A 23381-nucleotide genomic window follows, 5' to 3' on the forward strand; every position below is an offset into this window, starting at 1 on the left:
TTCAGACGACGTCGTACACTTCGACGATGGTCCTCTCGGCGACCAGCGGCGCCATCCGCGGCCGGTTGGCCAGAATGTGCGGGGCGGCCCGGTGGGCTTCCAGCGCCGCATCGTCATCATACAGTTCCATCACCACGTAGCTGTCCGGATCCTCGCGCGAGCGCACGAGCTGGTACAGCTTGTTGGCCGGCTCGTTCTCACGCACGCCTCTGGCCTGCTCGGCGAACGCCGCCTCGAATTCCGCGCCTTTGCCGGACACGACCTTCACCCTTGCGATCACACCGATCGGCACTTCGACTCTCCTCCCCGCTATCGCCCTAGAGAGCGCCACGCTCGGCCCAGACGGGATCGCGCCAGTCCTGCACGCCGCCCTGCTCGGGCGCGGGAATCTCGACCACCCGCTCCGGCACGTCGTCGTACTCGAGCCGCAGCGCCTTGGTGCTGGTCGCATGCAGGGCATACATGTTGACGAAATAGGTCAGCATCAGGATGTGGTCCTCGGGCAGCGCCTTGCGCAGCGCCGCGAACACGCAGTCGTGCACGCGCCCGCCCTCCAGGATCATCCCGTCGACAAAGGCCAGCACGGCCCGCTCGGCGTCGCTGAAAGCGTCCGAGATCGTCCAGTAAGGCACGGCCCGGATCTTCTCCTCGGCGAGGCCGGCGCGGCGCGCCGACTTGCTGTGCTGGGAGAACACGAAGTGGCTGCCCCGCGCGTAACCGGTCCTCAGCACGGCCAGCTCGCGCAACTGCGGGTCCAGCGGGCAGTCGCCGGCGGGATAGGCGCGGAACGCGCGCAAAATCCCCGGCACCCGCGCCCAGGCGGTCCACCAGTTGCCGGGCGTGCCCGTCGCCGTGCCGGGCTCCGCCACGGGATCTCGAACGCCGAACACCTCGGTGTAGAAGGCAAGCACGTCCTCCGACGCCTTGCTGCGGGGAAGAGGCGTTACGCGCGGCATAGGCCAACTCCGGTTGCCATGGTGTCTTGGATGCTCATCCGGCAGGCCGTCCCTCGTAGAGCCTGGTCGAGCGCTCGAGGCTGTCGCGCAGGCCCGGCCGCCCGATCGCCAGCAGGATGACCACCAAGGGCGTGATGATCGCGCTGGCGGTCGCCAGCGACAGACCGACGGCCTGCTCGTCGCGGTACAGGTAGTCGGTCAGCACGGCCACGACGGTAGGTCCGGTCGCGACACCAAGCAGGTTCGTGACAAAACTGAACAGGGCCGTGAGCTGCCCGCGCAGCTGGTTCGGGGCCACCGCCTGCAGCGCCGTCATGATCAGCGAGACAGGGAAGCTGCTGAAGAATGTCGAACAGACCAGCAGGCCGAGCGCGAGCCCGGCCGTGGGTGCGAACATGGCGGAGATGAACAGGACCATCGTCGTCGAGGCCGACATCATCGGGAGCAGGAAATAGGCGTCCTTGACGCCGCGCGCCTCCATCCACTCGGCGATGCGGCCGCCCGCAAGCACGCCGGCCCCGCCCATGACGGCGAGGATCGCCCCGTATACGTAGCCGATGTCCTGCGCCGCCCAGCCATGGACGCGGATGAAGAAGGTCGGCACCCAGGCAACGACCCCGAAGCCCAGCATCGAGGACAGGGCGAACCCCACGAAGTGACTCGCCAGCATGCGCCGATTGGCGCCGAGGAAGGCCCGCATCTCGCCGCGGTTTGCGCCCGCCGGTCCGGTCGACTTCGCCACGCCCCGTCGCTCGGGCTCCTTGACGAAGGACATGGGGATCAGCACGAGGAGACCGCCCAAGCCCACGAGGACGAACGTCATCTGCCAGGGCCGGAGCACGCCGACGCCAGGCAGCACGATCGGCGGCAGCTGAGCCACCAGGTGGATGGCCAGGCCGCCCACCACCAACGCCAGCCCCGCGCCGACATACTGAGCCCCGGTATAGAAGCTGATGGCGCGCGCCAGCTTGTGGCGGGGAAAATAGTCGCTGATCGTCGAAAGCGCCGAGGGGCCCAGCGACGCCTCCCCGATGCCCACCGAGATCCTGGCGATGAAGAGCTGGATGAAGTTCTGAGCGGCCCCGCAAGCGGCTGTCGCCAGGCCCCAGAACAAAGCCCCCAGCATGATGATCCGCTTGCGGTTGCCGCGGTCCGCCAACCTGCCGAACAGCAGGCCGAACACGACGAAGAAGATCACGAACGCCGCCCCGGCCAGGAGGCTGACCTGGGTGTCCGTAAGCTGGAAGTCACGCTTGATCGGCGCGAACAGCAGCGTGAGGATCTGCCGCTCCACGTAAGACATCATGTTGACGATCGACAGCGCGCCAACGACGAACCAGGCGTAGCCGACGGGCGGGTACTCCGCGGACGCTGGCGCCAGCGGTAGAGAAGCGTCGCTCTGCGCTTGCGCCGTCATGGCGGACCCTAGGCCGGGACCTTCGCGCTTGAAGTCCGGGGCACCCGTTCACCTTTGGCGTTCACCGGATCGTGGGCGACGTCGCTCTCGCGGTAGGGCCGGACCAGCGCCGCCAGCTCCATGTGGATGCCATTCGGATCGCGGAAGTACATCGAGCGGATCCAGGTGTTCTCGTTGACCTCTTCCGACCCGTGTCGCTCGGAGTCCTCGTGGTTCAACACGCGCAGCGACACGCCCCGGCGACGGAGCCGCTCGGCATACTCGTCGAACTTGTCGAGGGGCACGCTGATCGCCAGGTGGTTCATCGAGGCATGAGCTGTCTGCGATCCGACCTTCTGGTAGTCGGGATGCATGGAGGCGACGCCCGGCGCCGCCTCCGGCGCGTTCGGAAACCAGAAGAAGGCGATGGATCCGCCGCCGCCGCAGTCGAAGAAGAAGTGCTGGCCTCGCCCGTTGGGCAGGTCGATCGTCTTCTGGAGCGGCATCTCGAGAACGTTGGTGTAGAAGTCCACCGTCTCGGCCATGTCGCGCGCGACCAGTGCGACGTGATTGACGCCGCTGTAGCGCATGGGCTCGTCCATAGTCGTCTCCTTCCGGCAATCCCCCCGATGGCTACTCGCCCAGATTGACTCTGAGCTCGACCCCGTAGGTGCGGGGCTCGGCGAAGTAGAGTTGGGTCAACACGCCCGCGGTGGGCACGGCCGACAGGCGGTGCGCGACGTTGTTCAGGTTCTTGCCCCAGAGCGACGCCCGCCAGCGGCCCTTGGGCTCGACGTAGGTGAGGCTGGCGTCCCAGACGCTGTAGGCCTTCTGGCGTCCCTGCGGCACGTTGAGCGTGTCGGTGAAGTGCGCGCCTTCATGCGACCAGGCGACATCGGGCGTGATCGTGCCGCCGCCCGCGAGCTCGAAATCGTAGGAGACGCCGATGCGGCTGGTGATCTCGGGCACGCGGGTGGGCACGAGCAGGCAGGGTCCCTTCAGCGAGCGGTCACGCAGGCCGCCGCAGGGATTGGCCGCCGTGGCCGCGCCGCCCGACAGGTTGGCCACGAAGCTGGTGTAGTCGGCGTCCAGGTAACCCACCGAAGCGGTGACCGTCAGGTTGTCGACCGGGAGAGCGGTCACCTCGAACTCGACGCCGCGGGCGCGCTCGTTGGCGTTGTTGGCGACCACCTGCTCCTCGCCCGTGCCGACCGTGGCCGGACGGAAAACCGAGACCTGCAGGTCGCTGTACTTGTTCCAGAACGCCGCCACGTTCACGCGCAGGCGGTTCTCCATCCAGTCGGACTTGAGGCCGACCTCGAAGGCCCTGGCCTTCTCCGGGCGGAACGGTCCGATGGTGGCGGCCGAAGCGGCGCGCGAGTTGAAGCCGCCGCTTTTGAAGCCCGTCGAATAGCTGGCGTAGACCATCGCGTCGTCGTTGATCTGATAGTTTCCGCCCAGGTGGTAGGTGAACCGGGACCAGTCCTCGGATGCGGTCACCGCGGGCGTCGCCGCGAAGGTGGCGATCGGGCGCTGCAGACGGCGCACGAAGTCCTTCTCCTGCCAGGAATACCGGCCGCCCGCCGTCAGGGTCAGCTGGTCCGTGACGCTGAAGTCGACCTGGGCGAAGCCGGCCGCGGTCTTTTCCTTCTGCCGCGAGGCCTCGTATGTCTGGGTCGCCAGGAAGAAGATCTGGTCAGCGTCCCACTTCGTACGGCCGGCGTAGGCGCCGGCGACGAACTGCAACGGGCCTTCGAATTCCGACTCGAAGCGCAGCTCCTGCGACATCGTCTTGTGGCGCTTGGAGGCGGTCGTCTCGAAGAACGCCAGGTCGGTGACGTCGAAGTCGCTGTAAGAGAAGTTCGAGCTGCGCACGATCCCGCTGATGGAGACCAGCCGGTAGCCCTGACCCTTGTAGGTCAGGTTGACCGTTCCGGCGTAGGTGTCCTGGAAGTCGCCGCTCGGGAAGTTGCGCATGGCGACGAAGGGGTCGGTGGGTCCGCCAGGGAAGCCGAAGCCGGGCCGTCCGATCCGCGACAGCGCGTCGGTCGGGAACGAACCGTTCACGCCACTCACCGAGTCGCTGCGATCCTTCACGTAGGAGTAGCTGGCGTTGACCTCGAGATCCTCGGTCGCGTTCCAACGCATGGCTAGACGGATCGACTGCACGTCGTCGCCGGCCAGCCACTCTTCGACGGGCTGCAGGCCCGTGGGCGTGCGGTAGAGGTTGTGCATGTAACCGGACGAGTGCTGGCGCGTCGCCGAGAGCCGGAAGGCCAGGGTGTCGCTGACCGGCAGATCCGCGGCCATCGAGGCGTCGGCCCGCCCGTAGTTCCCCATCCGCAGCAGACCCGCAAAGCTGTAGGCGGAGCCGGGCTTCTTGGTTGTGATGTTGATCACGCCGCCGGTCGTGTTCTTGCCGAACAGCGTGCCCTGAGGTCCGCGAAGCAGCTCGACCTGCTGGATGTCGAAAGTGCTTTGCAGGGCGCCGATGTTACGCGTGTAGAACACGCCGTCGACCGCGATGCCGACGCTGGGGTCGATCGCCTGGTCCACGCCCTGGTAGCCGATCCCTCGCGAATAGGCGACCGACGCATTGCGGTGGATGGCGCCCACGCCCTCGATCGTGAAGTTCGGCGCCGCCCGCGTCAGATCCGAGAGGTCCTGGACGAACATCTTCGCGATCTGGTTCTCGGTCACCGCGGTGACCGCCACCGGCGTCTCCTGGAGCGACTCGGCCCGCATCCGCGCGGTGACCACCAGCTCCTCGATCGCGGTCTCGTTTTCGGCCGCCATCGCCGAAACCGGCATGAACGCACCCATCGTCATCGCGCCGACACACGCCGACCCGAGCAGAGTCTTCCTGAGCATGATCCCTCCTCCCCGCCGGCATTGCGCCGATCATTGTCTTGCTTGGAGGGAATGTTAGATTACGAAGTATTCTGTCCATACCGCATAAAATTTTGGCCCGAGGACAAACCAGCTTTGTCGGGTCGGCCCTCGCAGGGGGCCGGGACCAGGGTCGTCTGACTGCCTTGGTGATCGCATGCGCCTGCCCCCGCTGACGGCCCTGAGAGCGTTCGAGGCGGTCGGCCGCCTCGGTCACGTGCGCGAGGCCGCCGACGAGCTGAACGTCACGCCGGCGGCGGTCAGCCACCAGATCCGCACGCTGGAGGACCACCTGGGGGTAGAGCTATTCGTCCGCGGCGCCCGCGGTCTCCAGCTCACCGAACCCGGCGCAGAGTTTCTGACGGCGGCCACCGAGGCCTTTCGCATTCTGCACGACGGTGTCGAGCAGCTGGCTCAGCGTTCGTGCGTGGAACGGCTCGTGGTCAACAGCTTGCCGTCCTTCGCCGCCAACTTCCTGGTGCCACGCCTAGCCCAGTTCCATCGGGACCACCCGACCATCGAGCTGGAGATCAACACCGGAGGCAGATTTGGCGAGGTCGTGGACCTGCGCGGCCTGGGCGCCGACATCGCGGTTCGCGCCGGCCTGGACAAGGGCGCCTTCCCCGGCCTGACGGCCGAGCGCCTCGTCCCCGAGGTGATGTTCCCGGTCTGCACGCCCTCGGTCAGGGAAGGGCCCGTTCCGCTCCGCACGCCGGAGGACCTGGTCAACCAGACCCTGATCATCGTGTCGCGGACGCCGGAGGGCTGGCCCGAGTGGATCGAGCACGCCCGCGGCCAGTGCTGGCGGATGGAAGGCCTCGACCCGCACCATGGCCTGCGCTTCGACACCATCCAGCTGGCCACGACCGCGGCGTTGCAGGGCATGGGCGTCGTCATTGGCCGGCGGCCTCTGATCGACAACTTCCTGGCGTCTGGCCTGCTGGTGGCCCCGTTCGACATCGAAGTGACCAGCAAGATCGCCTACTGGCTCGTGTACTCACCGGCGATGGCCGGCGCGCCGCGGCTGCAGGCGTTCCGGTCCTGGCTTCGCGCCGAGCTCGGCCTGGCCGCGACCGAGTTCGCGTGAGCCGCCAATTATTTTGACCGCCGCCGCAAATCATTTTGGGGCGCCTGCCGACGGGCCGCCCCGCTACAGCTAGGTCAGGCCGCGCCTCGAGACTGCGGCCGCGAACAGGACGGGGAGCGAAGGCAGGATGGCGCGCACCTTCACCAAGGGTTCGATCACCGCGTCGGCGGCGGCCGAGGTCCTGCGCGGCGCCGAGGCCAAGGCAGCCGAGATGGGCGTGCCGATGGTGATCGCCGTGGCCGATGAGTCGGGCGTCCTGAAAGGCTACACCCGAATGGACGGCGCGCCGCTGTTGTCGGTCGAGCTCGCCCAGGACAAGGCGTACACCGCCGCAGCGTACGGGATCGCGACCCATACGTGGCACGACTTCATCAAGGGCGACCCGCCGCTGTTGCACGGCATTGTCAAGACGCCGCGGCTGATCGTCTTTGGCGGCGGCTATCCGATCGAGATCGACGGCGTCGTCGTTGGCGGCGTCGGGGTGAGCGGCGGTCACTATGAACAGGATATGGAGGTTGCGAAAGCGGGGCTTGCGGCGCTTTCCTGAGGAGATCAGGACCGCGCCGCTGTCGGCCGCAACGCGCGAGGCTCAGGATGGACAGCCACCGAGACACGCCGGGGTTCCGTTTTCGGGGCGTCAACCACATCGCCCTCGTGTGCCGGGATATGGCTCGCACGGTCGCGTTCTACCGCGACGCCCTGGGCATGCCGCTGGTGAAGACGCTCGAGTTGCCGGATGGCAAGGGCCAGCACTTCTTCTTCGACGCCGGCGGCGGCGCTTCGATTGCATTCTTCTGGTTTCCCGCCGCTCCCGAGGCCCAGCCGGGCGTCGTGCAGGCGCCCCTCGGCGGCGGACCGTCGGCGCACGGATCCATGAACCACCTGGCGCTGGACGTGGCGCCGGAGGACCTGACGGACTACCGCGATCGCCTGATCGCCGCCGGAATAGACGTGACCGATGTGGTGGCGCATCGCGACCCGGCCCCGCTGGTCGGCGACGACCCCACCTTCATCCGATCGATCTACTTCCACGATCCCGACGGCATCCGGCTGGAGTTCGCAGCCTGGGCGCGCGACCTCACGCCCCTCGACGTTTCACATGCGCCACGCTCCACGGCGCCCCAGGGTTTCTAGACCGCTAGGCGGCGCGGAGCGGCGCCGCAGAAGGAGGAAGTCATGAATAAGAACCGGGAATTCGAAATCCGGGGCGTCAACCACATCGCCCTCGTCTGCAAGGACATGGCCCGGACGGTGGAGTTCTATCGCGACGTCCTGGGGATGCCGCTGACCAAGACGATCGACCTGCCCAACAACATGGGACAGCATTTCTTCTTCGACATCGGGAATGGCGACTCCCTGGCCTTCTTCTGGTTCCCCAACGCGCGCGACGGGGTGCCCGGCGTCTCGGCGCCCAGCACCCTGCCCGGTCAGGGAGGGCTCGCGTCCGCCCACGGCTCGATGAATCACCTGGCCTTCGACGTGCCCGCCGAGAAGTTCGACGAGTACTGCGAACGGCTCCGGGCGAAGGGCGTCCAGGTTTCGGCGGTGTCGAACCACGACAATTCGCCCAGCCAGATCTCTCCCACCGTGACCGACGACGTCTTTGTGCGGTCGATCTACTTCTTCGATCCGGACGGCGCGCTGCTGGAATTCGCGTCGTGGACCAAGCCGCTCGGGCCGCACGACATCGCCCATGAGGCGGCGCGGGCCGACGGGTCGCGGAGCGTCAATCTGGTCCTCAATCCCGATGGCACGCCGCGCGAACCCGGCCGCAAAGTCGCCGAGCCGGCCGAATAGCCGCGCCGCGTTTTGGAAAGCCCCATGACTGACGAGGCCATCCGCGCGCTGGCCAAGCGCTTCTTCGATTGCGTCGAGGCCGGCGACGTGGACGGCCTCGTCGCCTGCTACGCGCCCGACGCCCGCATCTGGCACAACACCGACCGACTGGAGCAGACCCCAGCCGAGAACCGGGCCACGCTCAGGGGCATGGTCACCCGGATTCTGGATCGGGAGTACGCCGACCGGCAGCTCCAGGTGTTCCCCGGCGGGTTCGTGCAGCAGCACGTGCTGAAAGGGACCCGCGCCCACGACGGCGTCAGGCTGGAGCTACCGGCCTGCATCGTCTGCCAGGTCGAGGACGGCAAGGTCACCCGCCTCGACGAATACTTCGACAGCGCCCACGTCGCCGAATTCCGCAAAACCGCCTGATCCGCACAGTCCAGGAAAACGCCATGCCCGTCCTTCGTCAGGTCCCCCGCGACCAGGTCACCTCGGAAGTCGTGACCGCCTACTACGACCGACTCTTCGGTCCCGACCGCGACCCCGTCGCCAGCCCCGGCACCGCCACCGGCACGCCTGGCGACTGGTGGACGGTGTTCGCCCTGGCCCCTGACATCTTCAAGCATGCCGTCGACGGCTTCGCGGTCTACCGCCACCCGGATCGCAAGATCGATCCGGTGTTGCGCGAACTGGGCCAGACCCGGGCCGGATGGGTGAAGGGCAGCCAGTTCGTCTTCTCCCAGCACTGCAAGTCGCTGCGGGCCCTGAAGGTGCCTGAGGAGAAAATCAGCGCCATCGCCCACTGGACGGTCTCGGACGTGTTCAACGACCAGGAGCGCGCCGTCCTCGCCTACGCCGACTGCCTGACGGCCGCCGACGGCCGCACGCCCGTGGAGGTGTTCGACAAGCTGAAGACGTTCTGGAGCGACGAGCAGATCTTCGAGTTCACCTACATCACCACCCTCTACGCGATGCACGCGGTGATCACGCGCGCGCTGCGCATGGAATACGACAACCGCGACGAGCCGATCGTCGAGGTGGCCGCTCCCGAAGGCTTCAACGCCCAGGACTTCCTCAGCACGCCGCAGCGCAAGAGCTGACGGCGTGGCGGGGCTGGCGTTCGATTTTCCGCACCTCGCGAGCGAGCCGCTCTGCGTCGCCGACTTTCACGTCGGCGGCGCGATCATGCCGCTGGGCCAGTCGCCGTGGGCCTCGCGGCGGGTGGGCTATGTCACCGGCGGGTCGTTCGAGGGGCCGCGGATACGGGGCGAGATCCTGCCGGGCGGCGGCAACTGGTCGACCAGCGGCGAGATTGCCCCGGGCCAGACCGCCGGGACATTCGACGCCCGCGTCCTGTTCCGGACGCACGACGGGGCGACGATCTTCGTGACCTATACGGGCCGCAGCGTGATCAGCGACGACGTCAGCGCGGCCTTCCGCGACCCGGCCCGCGCCGACCATGTGCCCTCGGCGGACTACTACATCCGCATCGCGCCTGTCTTCGAAACGGCGGACCCGCGCTATGCATGGCTGAACGGAGTCCTGGCCGTCGGCTGCGGCCATCGGACGAGCTCCGGCATCCGGCACTCGATCTTCGCCATCCTCTGACGGCGCCAGGCTCCGGACTGGTGCGGGCGGTCGGACTCGAACCGACACTCCATACGGATGCGGATTTTAAGTCCGCTGCGTCTACCAGTTCCGCCACGCCCGCGTGCGTGTCGGGTACGACGTTTGCGGCGGCGGCGTCCACTCGTTCGTCATTTCCGACCTTGGCCTTGCCGACAGAACTGCCGCATCATGACCGCTTCGGGGAACGAGGAGGATGACCATGCCAAGACTGACCATCGCCGTATCGGCCCTCGCCCTGATTGTAGCGGCCCCCCAGGCGGCGTCAGCTGCCGGGCTGGGCTCGCTGTACTCGTGTGACGCCGCGGGCAACGCCAACACCACGGGCGCGGTCGTGGGCGGCCTGGTGGGCGCGCTGGCGGGCAGCCAGATCAGCAAGAAGAACGAGGCGCTCGGCGCCGTGATCGGCGCGGGCATCGGCTCGGCGATCGGCAACAGCATCGGTTGCCGCATGGACCGCAAGGCCCGCGTCGACGCCCAAAGCGCCTTCGAGACCGCGCTGAACACCGGCCGGCCCCAGACCTGGTCCGACCCGACGACCGGCGCCCGCGGGCGCATCGAGGTGGTCGGCGACGCGGGCGGGTCCAGCTACGGCGGCGGCCAGACCTACACCAGCCGCTGGCGCTACGCCCAAGGCGTCTCGCCCGCCACCCGCGTCAGCAATGCGGGCGGGACCTATGTGGCCACGGGGCGGATCAACATGCGCGCCGCGCCCAACACCTCGGCCCCGATCGTCGACCGCCTGCAGGACGGCGAGGAGCTCCAGATCGGCGGTTCGGCCGCGGGCGGTTGGCTGGCGGTGATCGAGGACGGCGTGGTGCAGGGCTATGTCTCGCGCGGCGTCGTGCGCCCGGCCGGCGGAGGCGGCGGCGATTGCCGCGCCGTGCGCCAGACCATCACCGAGCGCGGCCAGGGCAGCTACACCGAGCGCTACACCGCCTGCCGCGACGCAGGCGGCGGCTGGCGCGTCGAGGCGGCCTAACGATCCGCCACGGCCGCCGCGACGCGGCGAGTCATCGCCGGCAGCGGCCGTTCGCCATCCCCCACCAGGGTGAAGGGCGCCCAGAAGTAGGGGTGCGCGTAGTTCGGGTCGGCCTGCAGCGCCGCCTGCGACCGCTGCAGCCCTTCGGCCAGAGTGGGCGCGCCCGAGGCGAACAGGCCGGTCATCAGCTTGACCGACGCCTCTGAGTCCACCGACCAGTGGCTGACCACCAGCGCGCGTGAGCCGGCGTAGACCATCGCGCGCGTCAGTCCGCCCAGAGCCTCGCCGCCGCCGGTGAGGCCCGTGCGGTCCACGCCCGCGCCGCGCCCGCCCGTATCGCAGGCCGCCAGCACCACGAGGTCGGCGTCGATCTTCAGGTTGAGGATCTCGCTGGTGTCGAGCAGCGCGTCGGAGTCGCCGACGCCCAGCGAGGTGACCAGCGCCGGCTCGGGCACACAGGCGTCGGGCTGGGGCAGCAGACCGTGGGTCGCGAAGTAGAGCACCTGATAGTTCGCCAGGTCGCCCCGCGAACGCACGGCGTCGTCGCTGAACTCCGCGCCGGTTACGACCGAGCCGGGCGTGCCCAGGCTCTGCCCCACCTCCCGCACCTCGGCCGCCGTCTCGGGCAGGGCCTCGATGCGCAGGAGCGCGTTTCGGGTCTCGCCGCACACCCGCTCCAGCACAGCGCTGCGCCGCAGGATCGAACGCGTCACCGACGTGAAAGCCCGCTCGTCGCCCCGCGGCAGGGCCGGGTCGCCGAAGCCCAGGTAGGGCTGCTTGGCGGCCGACGGCGCGAACGCCCGCGACTGCAGGAAGCTGGCGCCCGAGACCACCAGCGACGAGCGCACGCGCTTGCCCAGCCAGGCCGTCTTCACATAGTCCGGATCGCCCTTGGCGTCGGCCCTTACCGGCGTGGTGTCCGTCACGAACAGCGCCACCGGCAGCGAGACCAGGGGCCCGTCCGCCGCGTAGATCAGGTGGCGGGCGCCCAGCACCTCGGCCTTCACCGGACCGAACAGCCTGTCGAACAGCGCCGCCGAGCCGGCGACGTCGAACGGGACCAGCGATTCCGTCGGCTCCAGGGGCTGGCGCAGGCGGGTCACCGCGCCCTGTACCTCGCCGCGTCCCATGGCGACGGCATAGGGCTTCACCGCCTTGCTGGTCAGCAGCACGCCATAGGTCTTGCCGCCCAGCGGGAGCAGCCGGAGGTAAGCCTCATCGGGCTTCAGCGCCTTCTGAATATCGGCCGCCGAAGCCCCAGGCGCGACGAGCTGATTGTAGCGCGGGTTGGCCGCCAGCATCTGCGCTTCCAGGCCGTCGGCCTCGGCCTGCGCCGCCTTCAGCGCAGCGTCCATCTGGTCGCGCACGGCGTCGGAATAGCTGTTCTCGGCCTGCAGCGCGGCGATCTGGCTCTCAGTGGCGCGCACGCGGCGGCGCGCGTCCTCGAAGGCGCGCGACAGCCCGGCGATCTGGCCGTCTCCCGCCGCCACCCGCGCCGCCAGACGGTTCACGGTTTCAGCCGTGGCGCTGGAGACCACCGTCTCGGCGGCGTCGAAGTAGAGGGCGCCATACTCGGTCGATCTCGCCGGGTCCTCGCCGATCCGCTTCAGCAGGAGATCGAAGTAGGGCTGCGCCGCATCGGCCGAGGCGCCGAGGCCGCCGCGCTGGGCGCGGAAGATCTGCATGGCGCGGCCGAAGGTGGCCAGCGCGTCCACATCGCGCCCCGCCGCCACCTGGGCGCGGCCCAGGTCGAGCAGCAGCGCGCCCTCGCCCGAGCTGCCCGTGTGGCGGGTGCGCAGGATGCTGATCGCACGGTCGTAGCCGGTCACGGCCTGCCCCGCCCGGCCTTCACGCAGGTCCAGGCCCGCGAGATCGGCCTCGACCCGCGACTGCAACCACGCGGTCAGGCGGCCCAGGGCCACGCTGCGAGCCAGGATGTCCCGCGCCTGTCCCAGCGAGGCCCGCGCCTGGGCGGTCTCGCCCCGCGCCGCCTGCGACGTGCTGATGACCTGCCAGGCCTGGGCGTCCTGGATCGCCAGTTGCTCGGCGACCGTCACCCTGGACGGTTCGATCTGGCTCTGCGCCACCGAGGGCGCGTTGAGCTTGCGCGCCGTGCCCGGATCAATGACCACCGCCCCGGTCGCCCGAGTTGCTCCGCCCCCGCTGGCGGCGGCCGCGACCGGCGAGGCGCTGGCGCGCAGTTGCAGGGCGCTGCGGGCCGCCGTGATCGCTTCGGCGAACCGGCCGCGATTGCGCAGGTGCAGCGCCCGGTAGTTCAGGCTGCGGGCCTGCGTCAGGGCGTCGTCAGGCGCGATGAGGCTCTCGGCTTCGGCGAAGTACGCCTCGGCCTCGTCGAACCGGCCGTTGTTCGAGATGTTCATGGCCAGGTTGAGCAGCGCATCCGCCCGCTGTGCGGGCGGCGCATTGCGCGCCTCGCCCTCGTTCACCAGGGCGCGGAAGACGGTCTCGGCCTCGTCGAACCGCCACTCGTTGTTCTGAACGTAGCCCCGCGCGCGCAGCCGCTCCGGGTCGGCCGCCGCAGCAGCATCCGCCGCCGCCAGTCCGCCCAGGTTGGGGAAGTCGGCCGCAATCTCGGCCTGCGCCGCCGAGGTGCGAACCTCGGTCGACGCCGGCGCCTTGGCCAGCCCCAACGCGACCTTCAGACCCGTCTCCACCACGTCCGACAGCGGCGCGAGCCCCTCGGCCACCGTGACGACGCCGCCCTTTTCGGACGAGAACACCACATAGGGCGCGCCCTGCGCCCCGCCCATCCGGCAGGTGGCGAGCGTCGCCGGCAGGCCGCCGGGCGCGGCTTCGGGCGCCCCGCATTCCGCTCGCGTCCGCAGCGCCGCCGCCCAGGCCGCCTTCTGCCCGGCCGGCAACTGATAGATGCGGCCCAGCGCCGACGAATAGCCCCGGCAACGGACCCGCCAGGCCTTGGCGTCGGCCCCCTGCCCTAGCGCGTCCTGATAGTCGCGGACGGCCTCGCAGACGGCCCCGCTGGCGCCGCTCTGGCCCAGGGGGAACAGCTCGGGAAGCGGGGCGGCCGCAGCGGCTCCCGCGGTCATCACGCCGGTCAGGCCGGCGAGAAGCGCCACGCGCATGGTCATCGCCTTCATTGTGGGTCTTTCCGCCAGATCTCTTCGTTGCCCGCGCCCGTGGTCACGGCCTCGGCCTCACGCTCATCGTCGTCGACAGGCGGCGGCGGGGTCAGCACCGGCGGGTCGATGGCCGCCCGGGGCGCGGCGGGCCGGAACTGCTGGATGCGGAACTGACTGGACGGGGTGGAGAGGGCGCATCCGATCCCCAGGAGGCAGCCGTTGATGCGGATCTGTCCCTGGCTGGTGTCGCCTTCCAGCCGTGCGATGCGGCTGGAGAACGCCCCGGCCGCGCCGATCGCCAGCACGCCGTCGCCCGAGTCGAACGCCCCGAACAGGTCTGCCACCTGGGCCCGTCCGATGGTCAGGATCGGCGCGTTGGCCTGGACGCCGGCGCCGGTCAGGTACAGTCCGCCCTCGAAGCCGAAGACGCCGGTGTTCTGCTGCACGATCCGGTCGTTGGCGGTAAGCGTCACGCTGCCCGCCACAAGGAACAGCTTGCCGATCTCATCCCCCTGCGCCGCCACGCCCAGCGGGACGCCCCGGCCGATGTCGATCTGCGCGGGCGGAAGGTCGCCGATAAGGTCGAGGAACCGCTGCGATCCCATGAGGATGTCATTGGTCGCGTGCAGGGCGACACTCTCGAACGCCCTTACGTTGGTGAAGCCCGCCAGGGGATCGCCTTGGGCCGTCCCGAGCCCGCCAAGGATCGAGATCTTCCGTGGCGTCCACAGGGAGTCCGCGGCCGGATCGCCGATCCTGAGCGAACCGTTCGGGCCGACGACCTCGATCCGGCCACGGACAAGCACCTCCTGCCCGTTACGGGCGTAGACATTCAGCCGGGGGACGCGCGTCGGGTCGAGCGTGAGGTCGTCCACGAAGAAGGTCCCATACGTCGGGATCGGCACATTGACCGTGGGAGCCTGCAGCCCGGCGTAGAGGTTGAGCGAGTTCGTGACCCGGATGCGCTGGAACTCATTGTTGTTCAGGCCCAGCACATCCGAGCCGCCCAGGATGAAGCGGCCGGACACGCCTTCGATGGTCAGGTTGGTCGCCGTGAAGCTGTTGAGCAGGTCCATCGACACCACCCGCAGCGTGGCGTCGCCACTGATCGCGACGTTGCCGATACGGGCGGACACGGCGTTGAGCGACAGGGTCGGGCTGGTGATCGTGGCGATGTCGGCGGGCCCGGCCGTCCCAATCGACGTCGAGGTGCGGCCGATCAGCGAACTCGCGGTGATGCCCCCGGCGGAACGCAGGTCGAGGTCGACGCCGTTGACGGTGTTCAGCGTGATAAACTGGTTGGAGCTGACCCGGGTGTAGCCGTTGGTGTTCAGCGTGCCGATGGCGACGTTGCCGTTGCTGAAGACCTGCGACTGGTTGGCCGCGGTGATCGACCCGATGTTGACCGTCTGGGCGTTGAACACGAAGAAGTCCCGCCCGACGTTGGCGGAGGTGACGGTCAGCATGTGTTGCGACGTCGTCCGTCCAGTTTGGGCCGCGCCTCGCTGGATGTTGATGTCGGTGTTGGATGTCATCGCGCCGATGTTCACGGTCCCGGCGGTGTCGATGAAGGTGTTGCGAGCCAGGATGCCCCGGTCACCCGAACTGGTGCCGCCGGGGATGTTGATGTCATTCGCGGCGATCAGCAGGCCCTGGCCGGCGCGGATGCGCGTCGCGGAAAGATTGCCGATGCTGCCCGTGCCCGTCAGGTAGACGTTCACGTTCCCGCCGGCGTTGATCTCGCCGATGCTGACCGATGCGGTGGTGACGCCTGCCACCTGCGAGGTCTCGGCGTTCACCTGCCCCAGCAGGATATTGCGGCCGGTCGAGATCGTGACCTGGCCATAATTGTTCACCGACGACTGCCCCACCAACAGGCCGGGGGCGTTGATCAGCTGACTGGTCAGCGCCGCGCGGCTCATGGCCAGCAGGTACACGTTCGCGCCCGTCGTCTGGCCCGCCAGGTTCAGCGCTTCGGTCTGCGCCGTGCCGGCCGCGGCGTTCGGCACCAGGAAGGTGAAGAAGGCCAGGTCGTTGTTGCCGATCGGGATGAACTGGATCTCGTAGCTGTCGACGCCGCCATAGGCTGCGGTGCCCAGGTCGCCCGCATTCACCACCGCGCCTGCGCCACTGGTCACCCTGGGGGCCACGAAGGCCAAATGGCCCACCGCGTTGAACTGGGCGCCGCCGGCGATCGTGACGTGGCCCCCGTTGCCCGACCCCGTGAAGGGGAGATTCAGGTTGCCGACAGTCAGGAACGAGCCCTGATTCACGGCCGCACTGGTCGCCAGAAGCCCCCCCACGTCGACACGTGTGTTCGCGCCGAACGCGATGCCAGCGGGCGAGTAGATCCAGATGTTGCCGCCCACGGCCCCGCCTGTGCGAGCCGTCAGCGCGCCATCGATGGTGACCGGACCCGTCGTTCGATTGAGGGCGATCTGGTTGCGCTGGTCGAAGGCAAAGGTGACGTTTTCGCCCGCGCCAATGTTGAAACTGCCCCAGTCGATGATCGTGCGCGTGGCGTTGATGTCGACGGTCAGGGTGTTGCCGCCGCCCGAGATCACGGGGGCCGTACCTCCGGCGACAATCGGACTGCCCGGTCCGCTCGGCAGCGCCTGTGCGGACTGCGCGCTTAGCAGAACCAGCGTCGCGCCGGCGGCGAGGCGGATTCGGAGCGAGGTGTTCAGGCGCATGACGGCCACCTTCAGAAGAAGCGGGCGGTGAAGTTGACCAGCAGCCGGCCCGGCGGCTTGCTGCGGTCGAAGGCGCGCTTGTCCAGCGGGCGCGCATAGCTCACGTCCAGGACCCAGCGCTCGCGCACCGGAATCTGGAAGCCCACGCCGACGGATTTGACGGTCTGGTTGAAGCCGCCGCGATCCTGGTCGCTGGTGTGGGCGATGTCGAAGAATCCGTAGGGGCTGAACGTCCACTTCGGCGAGGGCTGGAACGGACCGGCGCGCAGCTCGAAGCTGGCCGCGATCGCCTTGTCGCCCGAGATATAGCCCGGATCATACCCGCGCCCCACGGTGAGCGAGCCCACCGAGAATTCCTCATACGACGTCAGGGGCTGGTTGGCGTACTGCCCGCTCACCTCGACGTAGGCCTGCAGCTTGGGCGTGATCACCGCCTGGGCCGAGGCTTCCGCCAGAAGCGTCCAGGCGTTGGTCTTGGCGCCCGCGCGCGACAGCAGCCGGTCGCCCTCGTCCGTCGCGCCGAAGCCCTCGATCCCGCGCCGCACGCCGACATTGCCGCGCAGTACGATCGGCCGATAGCCGAAGTAGGTGGTCTGGTCGGCGTCGACACGGGCGTAGAACACCCGCAGGTCGTCGTTGATCAGCTTGCCGCCGCCCGACAGGCGCGTGTCCTGGTCGATGTACTCGAAGCCCGCCGCGGCCCAGACGTTCTCACGCCGCTTGCGGACCAGCGGATAGGCCGCCTCCACATTGCCCACGACGCTGACGCTTTTCAGGCCCAGGCCGCTCAAGGCGCCGCCCGGCCGGCTCTCGCCATAGGCCAGCCCGCCGCGCACCACCCAGCCATCGCCGCCCAGCCGCGCCTCGGACAGCGCCTGGGCCACCCACTGCTCGTTGTGGAAGACGGTGCGGTAGCCGACCAGCGTCAGGCGTTCCCCGTAACGGGTCCGCGCATTCAGGTCGTAGCGCCCCAGGGCGCCCCAGCGGCCCGTCGCCTTGCCCTGCAGGTTCTGGACGTTGACGATCAGCTCCTCCTCGTCGCGCTCGACATTGAGGTCGAGATCGACGGCGCCCCGGCCGCCCGAGCTCGAGGGCCGCACCGAGGCCCGCACCTTCAGGCCGGGCACGTCCGAGGCCAGCAAGATGAAGCGCTGCACGCGCTCGATATCGAACGGCGTCATGCCACGCAGCTTGGCGGCGTACTTCTCGAGCGCCGGCGCGGCCGGCCCGGCGTCGCCGCGCAGGCTCACATTGACGATCCGGGCCTCGATGACCTCCAGGGTCACCGCCCCGCCGTCGATCGTCTGGGCCGGGATCTCCACCCGCGCCAGAATTCCGCGCGCGAAAAGGGCGTCGGCGACCGCGTCCCTGATCCGGCACAGGTCGGACGCATCCCCGCCCGGCTTGTTGAGAAAGGCCGTATAGGCCGGACGAAGCTCGTCGGCGGATACCGACTCCAGCCCGTTCAACGTGACCGAGGTCACGGTCAGCGCAGCCGGGTTCTCGGCCAGCGGACATGGCCCCGCATCCGGGTTGGAGAACAGGTCGGCCTGCGGCGCCGGAAGGCGCTCGCTTCTGGCGGCCGGGTTCAGCTCCTGCCGGCTCGGCGCAACGGCCTGAGCATGCAGAAGACTTGGCGTGGCGGCGACAGCAAGCGTCGCCGCAGCGCCCAAACGCGCTACGGTAACCCCCATACCCCAATCCTTTGGGGCGCCCCGTGCCGACGCCTTCGGCCCGCGAACGGACCAATGCGACGAGGCTCGCCGCGCAAGCGGCTCCCCCCGACGTGCTAGAGTTCACACCGATGCGCGAGCTTCGCAATGGTAAATCGTCGGTATCTTTTCGGAACGGGCTGGCGCCCCAAGGGTTGGGACAGCCGACACCCATACCGCTTCGCGAGGCCCCAGATGTACGTCCTTCCCGCCCTCCCCTACTCCGAAGACGCGCTCGCGCCGTTCGTGTCGGCGGACACGCTGCGCACCCATCATGGCAAGCACCACAAGACGTACGTCGAGAAGACGAATGATCTTGCGGCCAAGGCGGAGCTGGCGGGCCGATCCCTCGAGGATCTGGTGCGCGAGGCCCATCGAAAGGGCGACAAGGGACTGTTCAACAACGCCGCCCAGGCCTGGAACCACGCGTTCTTCTGGCGCTCCATGCGCCCGCCGGGCGGCGCCGGCCCCGACGAACAGCTCACCCGCGCCATCTCGGAATCGTTCGACGACCTCGAGGCCCTGAAGGCCGCCTTCTTGGAAGAAGGCGTCGGCCATTTCGCCTCGGGATGGGTCTGGATCGTCATGGCCTCGGGCGGCCTGAAGGTGGTCTCCACCCACGACGCCGACGACACCCTGGTCCGCGACGGCCTGTTCCCGCTGCTGGTCTGCGACCTCTGGGAGCACGCCTACTACCTGGACTACAAGAACGACCGGAAAGCGTTCCTTGAGCGCTGGTTCGACAACCTCGCCAACTGGGACTTCGCCGCCGCGCAGCTGGCCGCGTCCGCGGGCCAAGGCGAAGGCTTCCGCTATCCGGCGGGGGCGGCGGACAAGCCGGAGGCAGCGCGACGCTCGGCCTGAGCTTCGTGTCACCGTCATCCTGCGGCCCGTTCGCGGGATGACGACAGCTATTGCCGACGAACCGCCAATCGGGCCCTACCCGCCCCGGTAGAAGACCCGGTCCGTCCACTTCTGCGAGAAGCGGCCGTTCTTGTGGCACGATCGCTCGCGCGCGCTGCAGCGCACACCGTCGGCAGGGCTCCAGACGTCGTCTTGGCGCCAGTCGTCCCGTTCGCGATCCTTGTCCTTGGAGCTGGCGACGATGGCGCCCAGGACGATCGCGCCCAGGATCAGACCTGCGACGGCCGCGCCATTGTTCTTGCCGTCCTTGTGGCTCACATCCTCGACCCGCAGATCGTAGGTCCGCTCGCTGCGGTAGTTGTACGTGCAGCTGAACCCGAACCGCGCCTCGCCGCCGTTGCGGTCCTCGAACTCGCCGCGGCCGGTCACCACCACCTCACTGCGTCCCGCGTCGCGGCTGCTTGAGTCGATGATGCGGACGCCCCGGGCCTGCGGATAGCGGTCCTGGACTTCGTACCGGATCGCCGTGCCGCAGGCGCGGGCCGGGTCGCGGTCCTGCGCAGTCACAACGGTCGGCATGAACGTCGGCGCGAGGATCGCGCCCATGGCCAGGAAACTCGCAACTCGCATCGCACACCCCTGATCGCCCGACGAACGACAGGTCACTCTGCGCGCCGAGGCGGCGGGGCTGCAATGGCGGATTGTCCGGGGATGAGCCAGGCGATCGTCGACGGCGAGCTCGCGCTTCGGCTTGACCGTCCCGGCGCTGGGCGTGCAAGGCGCGCACATGATCCTGACCCTCGCCTGCGACGATCGCCCCGGCATCGTGGCCCGCGTCTCGACCCTGTTGTTCGAGCGCGGCGCCAACATTCTCGACGCCCAGCAGTACGACGACGACCAGACCGGCCGCTTCTTCATGCGCGTGGTCTTCGATCCGGGCGCAGCCGGCGCCGACGAATGGCGGGCGCACCTGCGGCCGCTGGCGGACGACTACGCCATGACCTGGACCCTGCGGGGCCGGAAGGAACGCCGGCGCGTGATGATCCTGGCCTCGCAACAGGACCACTGCCTCGCCGACCTGATCTGGCGCTGGCGCCAGGGCGAGCTGCCCATGGACCTGACCGCCGTGGTCTCGAACCACCCGGCCTCGACCTACCCCCACACCGACCTGCAGGGCGTCGCCTTTCATCACCTGCCGGTCACCGCGGACACCAAGCCGGCGCAGGAAGCCCAACTCCTGAAGCTGATCCGCGACACGGGGACCGAACTGGTGGTCCTCGCCCGCTACATGCAGGTGCTGTCCGAGGACCTGGCGGGCCAATTGGAAGGCCGCTGCATCAATATCCACCACTCGTTCCTGCCGGGCTTCAAGGGCGCGCGCCCCTATCACCAGGCTCACAGCCGCGGTGTGAAGGTGATCGGCGCCACGGCCCACTTCGTCACCGCAGACCTCGACGAGGGCCCGATCATCGAGCAGGACGTCGAACGCATCAGCCACCGCGACACGCCCGCCGCCCTCATCCGCAAGGGCCGCGACATCGAACGCCGCGTCCTGGCCCGGGCCGTGCGCTGGTTCCTGGAGGACCGCGTCCTGCTGAACGGGCGCAAGACCGTGGTATTCACGGACTAGATGACTCGCCTCGCCCTGGTGATGATCGCGCGTGACGAAGCGCACGCCATTGCGCGCGCGCTCGCCAGCGCCCGGCCCCATGTCGACCGCATGATCGTGCTCGACACGGGTTCGCTGGACGAAACCGCGGCCATCGCCGCCGCAGCCGGCGCCGAGGTCCACAGCTTCACCTGGATCGACGACTTCTCGGCCGCCCGCAACGCTGCGCTCGCCCAATCCGACGCCGCCTGGAACCTGGTGCTGGACGCCGACGAGTGGATCGCGGGCGGCGCCGAAGCGCTCAAGGATCTACCCGTCGACGGCAGCCTGGGCCTCGTGCGCCTGGACAACCAGACCGACACGCCCGGCCGGGAAGCGGCCAGCGCCTGGCTGCCCCGCCTCCTGCCCCGCGGCGTTCGCTACGAGGGCCGCGTCCACGAGCAGCCCGTCGGGGCCGCCCGCAGCGTCCGCACGGGCCTGATCCTGGGTCACGACGGCTACACCGCCGCCAATCTCGAACGGAAGGCCGGCCGCAACGAGGCGCTGCTGATGGCCGAACTCCAGGCTGCGCCGGAGGACGGCTATCTGTGGTATCAGCTGGCCCGCGAGCATCAGGTCCGCGACCGCCCGCCCCAGGCGGCGCTGTGTTTCGCCGAGGCCCTGCGGCTGGCGCCCCTCGACACGCCCTGGCGCCACAGCCTCGTGGTTCGCGCGCTGACGGCCTTCAAGACCGCGGGCCAGCTGGATCAGGCTCTCGAACTCGCCGGCGCCGAGATCCCACGCTGGCCGAACTCCCCGGACTTCTACTTCGCCCTGGGCGATCTCTACCTCGAGTGCGCCAACCAGGCGCCCGAGCGGGCGGCGAGCGACTTCCTGCCCATCGTGGAATCGGCCTGGCAGCGCTGCCTGGAGATCGGGGAACAGCCCGACCTCGACGGATCCGTCCCCGGGCGGGGCGGTCACATGGCCGCCCACAACCTCGCCGTCTTCTATGAGACGCTAGGCCAGACCGAACGCGCCGCCCAGCACTACGCCCTGGCCGAGACGCTGAAGGCCGGGCGCACAGGCTAGACGAACTTCGGCTTGCGCTTCTCGCGGTGCGAGGCCAGCCCCTCGGCCGCTTCCGGCCCGGTGAAGCCCAGGAACTCCATCGCCAGCGAGGCGTCGAACGTCGGCCCGGCGGTGCGCAGCCAGTGGTTCAGGGTGTGCTTGGTCCAGGCGATGGCGCGGGTGGCCCCGTTGGCCAGCTTGGTCGCCACCTCCAGCGCCTTGGCGTCCAGGTCCTCGTCGGAGACGCACAGCGAGACCAGCCCGATCCGCTCGGCCTCCTGCCCGTTCAGCGGGTCGCAGGTCAGGAGGTAGTACTTGGCCTTGGCCATCCCGCAGAGCAGCGGCCAGATGATCGCCGCATGGTCGCCCGCCGCCACGCCCAGGCGGGTGTGGCCGTCGATGATCCGCACGTCGGGCGTCACGATGGAGACGTCGGCCAACAGACCGCAGACCAGCCCCGCGCCCACCGCCACACCGCGCATGGAACTGACCACCGGTGTCTGGCAGTCGATGATGTTCATGACGATGTCGCGGGCCTCGCGCATGACCCGCACGCGGACCTCGAAATCATCGACGATCTGCTCGATCATCCCGAAGTCGCCGCCGGCCGAGAACGCCGTCCCCTCGCCCGTCAGGATGGCGCAGCGGGTGTCGGGGTCGGCGTCGACGTCGCGCCACACCTCGGCCAGTTCGCGGTGCATCGTCTCGTCGGCGGCGTTCAGCTTGCCCGGATTGCTCATCACGATCCGCAGCACGCCGGGCGCCGGCCGCTCGAACTTCAGCCGCTGATAGCGGGCGTAGCGGTCGGTCATGCGACGCTCCTCAGTAGATGGTGTAGCCGCCATCGATGACGAAGGCGTCGCCGGTGTGGAACTTCGATGCGTCCGAGGCCAGGTAGACCGCTAGGCCCGAGAAGTCCTCGGGCTCGCCCCAGCGCCGCATCGGCACGCGGCCGATCACCTGATCGTTGAACTTGTCCCACTTCTGGGCCGCCGCCGTCATGTCCGAGCGGATCCAGCCCGGCAGCACGGAGTTGGCGCGGATGCCATAGCGGGCGTATTCGACCGCCAGGCCGCGGACCATCGAGAGCACCGCGCCCTTGGTCGCTGCGTAGGCCTGGTTCTTCGGCGCGCCGTGGATCGCCGATGTGGACGACGTGACCAGCAGCGAGCCGCCCGGATCCCCCCGACCCGCGCGCTCGATCATGTGCTTGGCCGCCTCGCGGAAGGTCCAGAATACGGCGTCCAGGTTCACCGTCGTGACCCGCCGCCACTTGTCGGTGGTCATCTCATGGAACGGCGCGCCGCCGCCGACCCCGGCGTTGGCCGCGACGAAGTCGAGGCGGCCGAACTTGGCCAGCACCTCGGCGACGGCGGCCACCACGGCGGCCTCGTCGTTGACGTCCACCGTCTGGACCAGGACCTCGACGCCGTAGCCCTTCAGCGTGGCTTCGGCCTTGGCGTTCTTCTCGGGATTCTGACCCCAGATCGCCACGTTGGCGCCGGCAGCCGCCAGGCCCTCGGCCATGCCCAGGCCGATCCCGCCGTTGCCGCCCGTGATCAGCGCGACCTTGCCCGTCAGGTCGAAGGGATTGAACGCCATCTCGAATAGTCCTCCCGTATTTGGATTGGACTTCT

General features: G+C 68.9%; 22 protein-coding genes and 1 tRNA gene. 11 read left to right on the forward strand and 12 right to left on the reverse strand.

Features of this window, described 5'->3' with window-relative positions; all coding sequences use genetic code 11:
• Nucleotide 1 precedes the first annotated feature (1 nt).
• The 5 genes from EPN98_RS23365 to EPN98_RS23385 all read right to left on the reverse strand — a co-directional run bounded on the left by EPN98_RS23365 (nt 2) and on the right by EPN98_RS23385 (nt 5223).
• Nucleotides 2-292, reverse strand: coding sequence for a putative quinol monooxygenase (locus EPN98_RS23365; RefSeq protein WP_293365360.1), 291 nt, complete (start codon nt 290-292; stop codon nt 2-4).
• A gap of 25 nt (nt 293-317) precedes the next feature.
• Nucleotides 318-911: a carboxymuconolactone decarboxylase family protein gene (locus EPN98_RS23370; RefSeq protein WP_293365361.1), complete on the reverse strand. Its 594-nt coding sequence runs from the start codon at nt 909-911 to the stop codon at nt 318-320.
• 79 nt (nt 912-990) lie between these two features.
• Nucleotides 991-2373, reverse strand: coding sequence for an MFS transporter (locus EPN98_RS23375; protein ID WP_293365363.1), 1383 nt, complete (start codon nt 2371-2373; stop codon nt 991-993).
• Between the two features lie 8 nt (nt 2374-2381).
• The gene (locus EPN98_RS23380; RefSeq protein WP_293365365.1) at nt 2382-2954 is read right to left on the reverse strand and encodes a VOC family protein; all 573 of its coding nucleotides are present in this window, start codon (nt 2952-2954) and stop codon (nt 2382-2384) included.
• A 31-nt stretch (nt 2955-2985) separates the two neighbouring features.
• A complete protein-coding gene (locus EPN98_RS23385; RefSeq protein WP_293365366.1) occupies nt 2986-5223 on the reverse strand; it encodes a TonB-dependent receptor in 2238 nt (745 codons plus the stop codon).
• Nucleotides 5224-5398: 175 nt separating this feature from the next.
• Between EPN98_RS23385 and EPN98_RS23390 the strand changes: the two genes are divergently transcribed.
• The 7 genes from EPN98_RS23390 to EPN98_RS23420 all read left to right on the forward strand — a co-directional run bounded on the left by EPN98_RS23390 (nt 5399) and on the right by EPN98_RS23420 (nt 9715).
• On the forward strand, nt 5399-6328 hold the full coding sequence (locus tag EPN98_RS23390; protein ID WP_293365367.1) for a LysR substrate-binding domain-containing protein: 930 nt from the start codon (nt 5399-5401) through the stop codon (nt 6326-6328).
• Between the two features lie 127 nt (nt 6329-6455).
• A complete protein-coding gene (locus EPN98_RS23395; RefSeq protein WP_293365368.1) occupies nt 6456-6875 on the forward strand; it encodes a heme-binding protein in 420 nt (139 codons plus the stop codon).
• A gap of 47 nt (nt 6876-6922) precedes the next feature.
• Nucleotides 6923-7462 (forward strand): VOC family protein, encoded by a 540-nt coding sequence (locus EPN98_RS23400; RefSeq protein ID WP_293365369.1) that lies wholly within the window; start codon nt 6923-6925, stop codon nt 7460-7462.
• A gap of 42 nt (nt 7463-7504) precedes the next feature.
• The gene (locus EPN98_RS23405) at nt 7505-8125 is read left to right on the forward strand and encodes a VOC family protein (RefSeq protein ID WP_293365370.1); all 621 of its coding nucleotides are present in this window, start codon (nt 7505-7507) and stop codon (nt 8123-8125) included.
• A gap of 24 nt (nt 8126-8149) precedes the next feature.
• A complete protein-coding gene (locus EPN98_RS23410) occupies nt 8150-8536 on the forward strand; it encodes a nuclear transport factor 2 family protein (protein WP_293365371.1) in 387 nt (128 codons plus the stop codon).
• Nucleotides 8537-8559: 23 nt separating this feature from the next.
• The gene (locus tag EPN98_RS23415) at nt 8560-9207 is read left to right on the forward strand and encodes a carboxymuconolactone decarboxylase family protein (protein WP_293365373.1); all 648 of its coding nucleotides are present in this window, start codon (nt 8560-8562) and stop codon (nt 9205-9207) included.
• Between the two features lie 4 nt (nt 9208-9211).
• Nucleotides 9212-9715, forward strand: coding sequence for a DUF3237 domain-containing protein (locus tag EPN98_RS23420; protein WP_293365374.1), 504 nt, complete (start codon nt 9212-9214; stop codon nt 9713-9715).
• A gap of 18 nt (nt 9716-9733) precedes the next feature.
• Here EPN98_RS23420 and EPN98_RS23425 read toward each other — a convergent pair.
• Nucleotides 9734-9818: transfer RNA gene (locus tag EPN98_RS23425), tRNA-Leu, on the reverse strand.
• Nucleotides 9819-9935: 117 nt separating this feature from the next.
• On the opposite strand from EPN98_RS23425, the gene EPN98_RS23430 reads away from it, so the two are divergent.
• On the forward strand, nt 9936-10715 hold the full coding sequence (locus tag EPN98_RS23430) for an SH3 domain-containing protein (RefSeq protein WP_293365375.1): 780 nt from the start codon (nt 9936-9938) through the stop codon (nt 10713-10715).
• On the opposite strand, the gene EPN98_RS23435 is transcribed toward EPN98_RS23430, so the two are convergent.
• The 3 genes from EPN98_RS23435 to EPN98_RS23445 are packed head-to-tail and all read right to left on the reverse strand — an operon-like array spanning nt 10712 to nt 18203.
• Nucleotides 10712-13834 carry a CHAT domain-containing protein gene (locus tag EPN98_RS23435; RefSeq protein ID WP_293365377.1) on the reverse strand — a complete coding sequence of 1041 codons (3123 nt, stop codon included), beginning with the start codon at nt 13832-13834 and terminating at the stop codon, nt 10712-10714. The two genes, EPN98_RS23430 and EPN98_RS23435, sit on opposite strands and share 4 nt — an antisense overlap.
• Nucleotides 13831-16509: a filamentous hemagglutinin N-terminal domain-containing protein gene (locus EPN98_RS23440; protein ID WP_293365379.1), complete on the reverse strand. Its 2679-nt coding sequence runs from the start codon at nt 16507-16509 to the stop codon at nt 13831-13833. Before EPN98_RS23440 ends, EPN98_RS23435 begins: the two co-directional genes overlap by 4 nt.
• Before the next feature lie 11 nt (nt 16510-16520).
• A complete protein-coding gene (locus EPN98_RS23445) occupies nt 16521-18203 on the reverse strand; it encodes a ShlB/FhaC/HecB family hemolysin secretion/activation protein (RefSeq protein ID WP_293365381.1) in 1683 nt (560 codons plus the stop codon).
• 213 nt (nt 18204-18416) lie between these two features.
• Between EPN98_RS23445 and EPN98_RS23450 the strand changes: the two genes are divergently transcribed.
• Entirely contained in the window at nt 18417-19085 is a 669-nt protein-coding gene (locus tag EPN98_RS23450; protein ID WP_293365382.1) for a superoxide dismutase, read from the forward strand.
• Nucleotides 19086-19160: 75 nt separating this feature from the next.
• Here EPN98_RS23450 and EPN98_RS23455 read toward each other — a convergent pair whose 3' ends face one another.
• Nucleotides 19161-19715 carry a hypothetical protein gene (locus EPN98_RS23455; RefSeq protein WP_293365383.1) on the reverse strand — a complete coding sequence of 185 codons (555 nt, stop codon included), beginning with the start codon at nt 19713-19715 and terminating at the stop codon, nt 19161-19163.
• 157 nt (nt 19716-19872) lie between these two features.
• Here EPN98_RS23455 and purU point away from each other — a divergent pair, with 157 nt between their 5' ends.
• The gene (purU, locus tag EPN98_RS23460; protein ID WP_293365384.1) at nt 19873-20715 is read left to right on the forward strand and encodes a formyltetrahydrofolate deformylase; all 843 of its coding nucleotides are present in this window, start codon (nt 19873-19875) and stop codon (nt 20713-20715) included.
• Nucleotides 20716-21765: a glycosyltransferase gene (locus EPN98_RS23465; RefSeq protein ID WP_293365385.1), complete on the forward strand. Its 1050-nt coding sequence runs from the start codon at nt 20716-20718 to the stop codon at nt 21763-21765.
• Here the strand turns inward: EPN98_RS23465 and EPN98_RS23470 are convergent.
• Nucleotides 21762-22556: an enoyl-CoA hydratase/isomerase family protein gene (locus EPN98_RS23470; protein WP_293365386.1), complete on the reverse strand. Its 795-nt coding sequence runs from the start codon at nt 22554-22556 to the stop codon at nt 21762-21764. The two genes, EPN98_RS23465 and EPN98_RS23470, sit on opposite strands and share 4 nt — an antisense overlap.
• A gap of 10 nt (nt 22557-22566) precedes the next feature.
• The gene (locus EPN98_RS23475) at nt 22567-23346 is read right to left on the reverse strand and encodes an SDR family oxidoreductase (protein ID WP_293365387.1); all 780 of its coding nucleotides are present in this window, start codon (nt 23344-23346) and stop codon (nt 22567-22569) included.
• Nucleotides 23347-23381: the final 35 nt, after the last annotated feature.

The organism is Phenylobacterium sp. (assembly GCF_004299445.1).
In the GTDB taxonomy this organism is placed as follows: Bacteria; Pseudomonadota; Alphaproteobacteria; order Caulobacterales; family Caulobacteraceae; genus Phenylobacterium.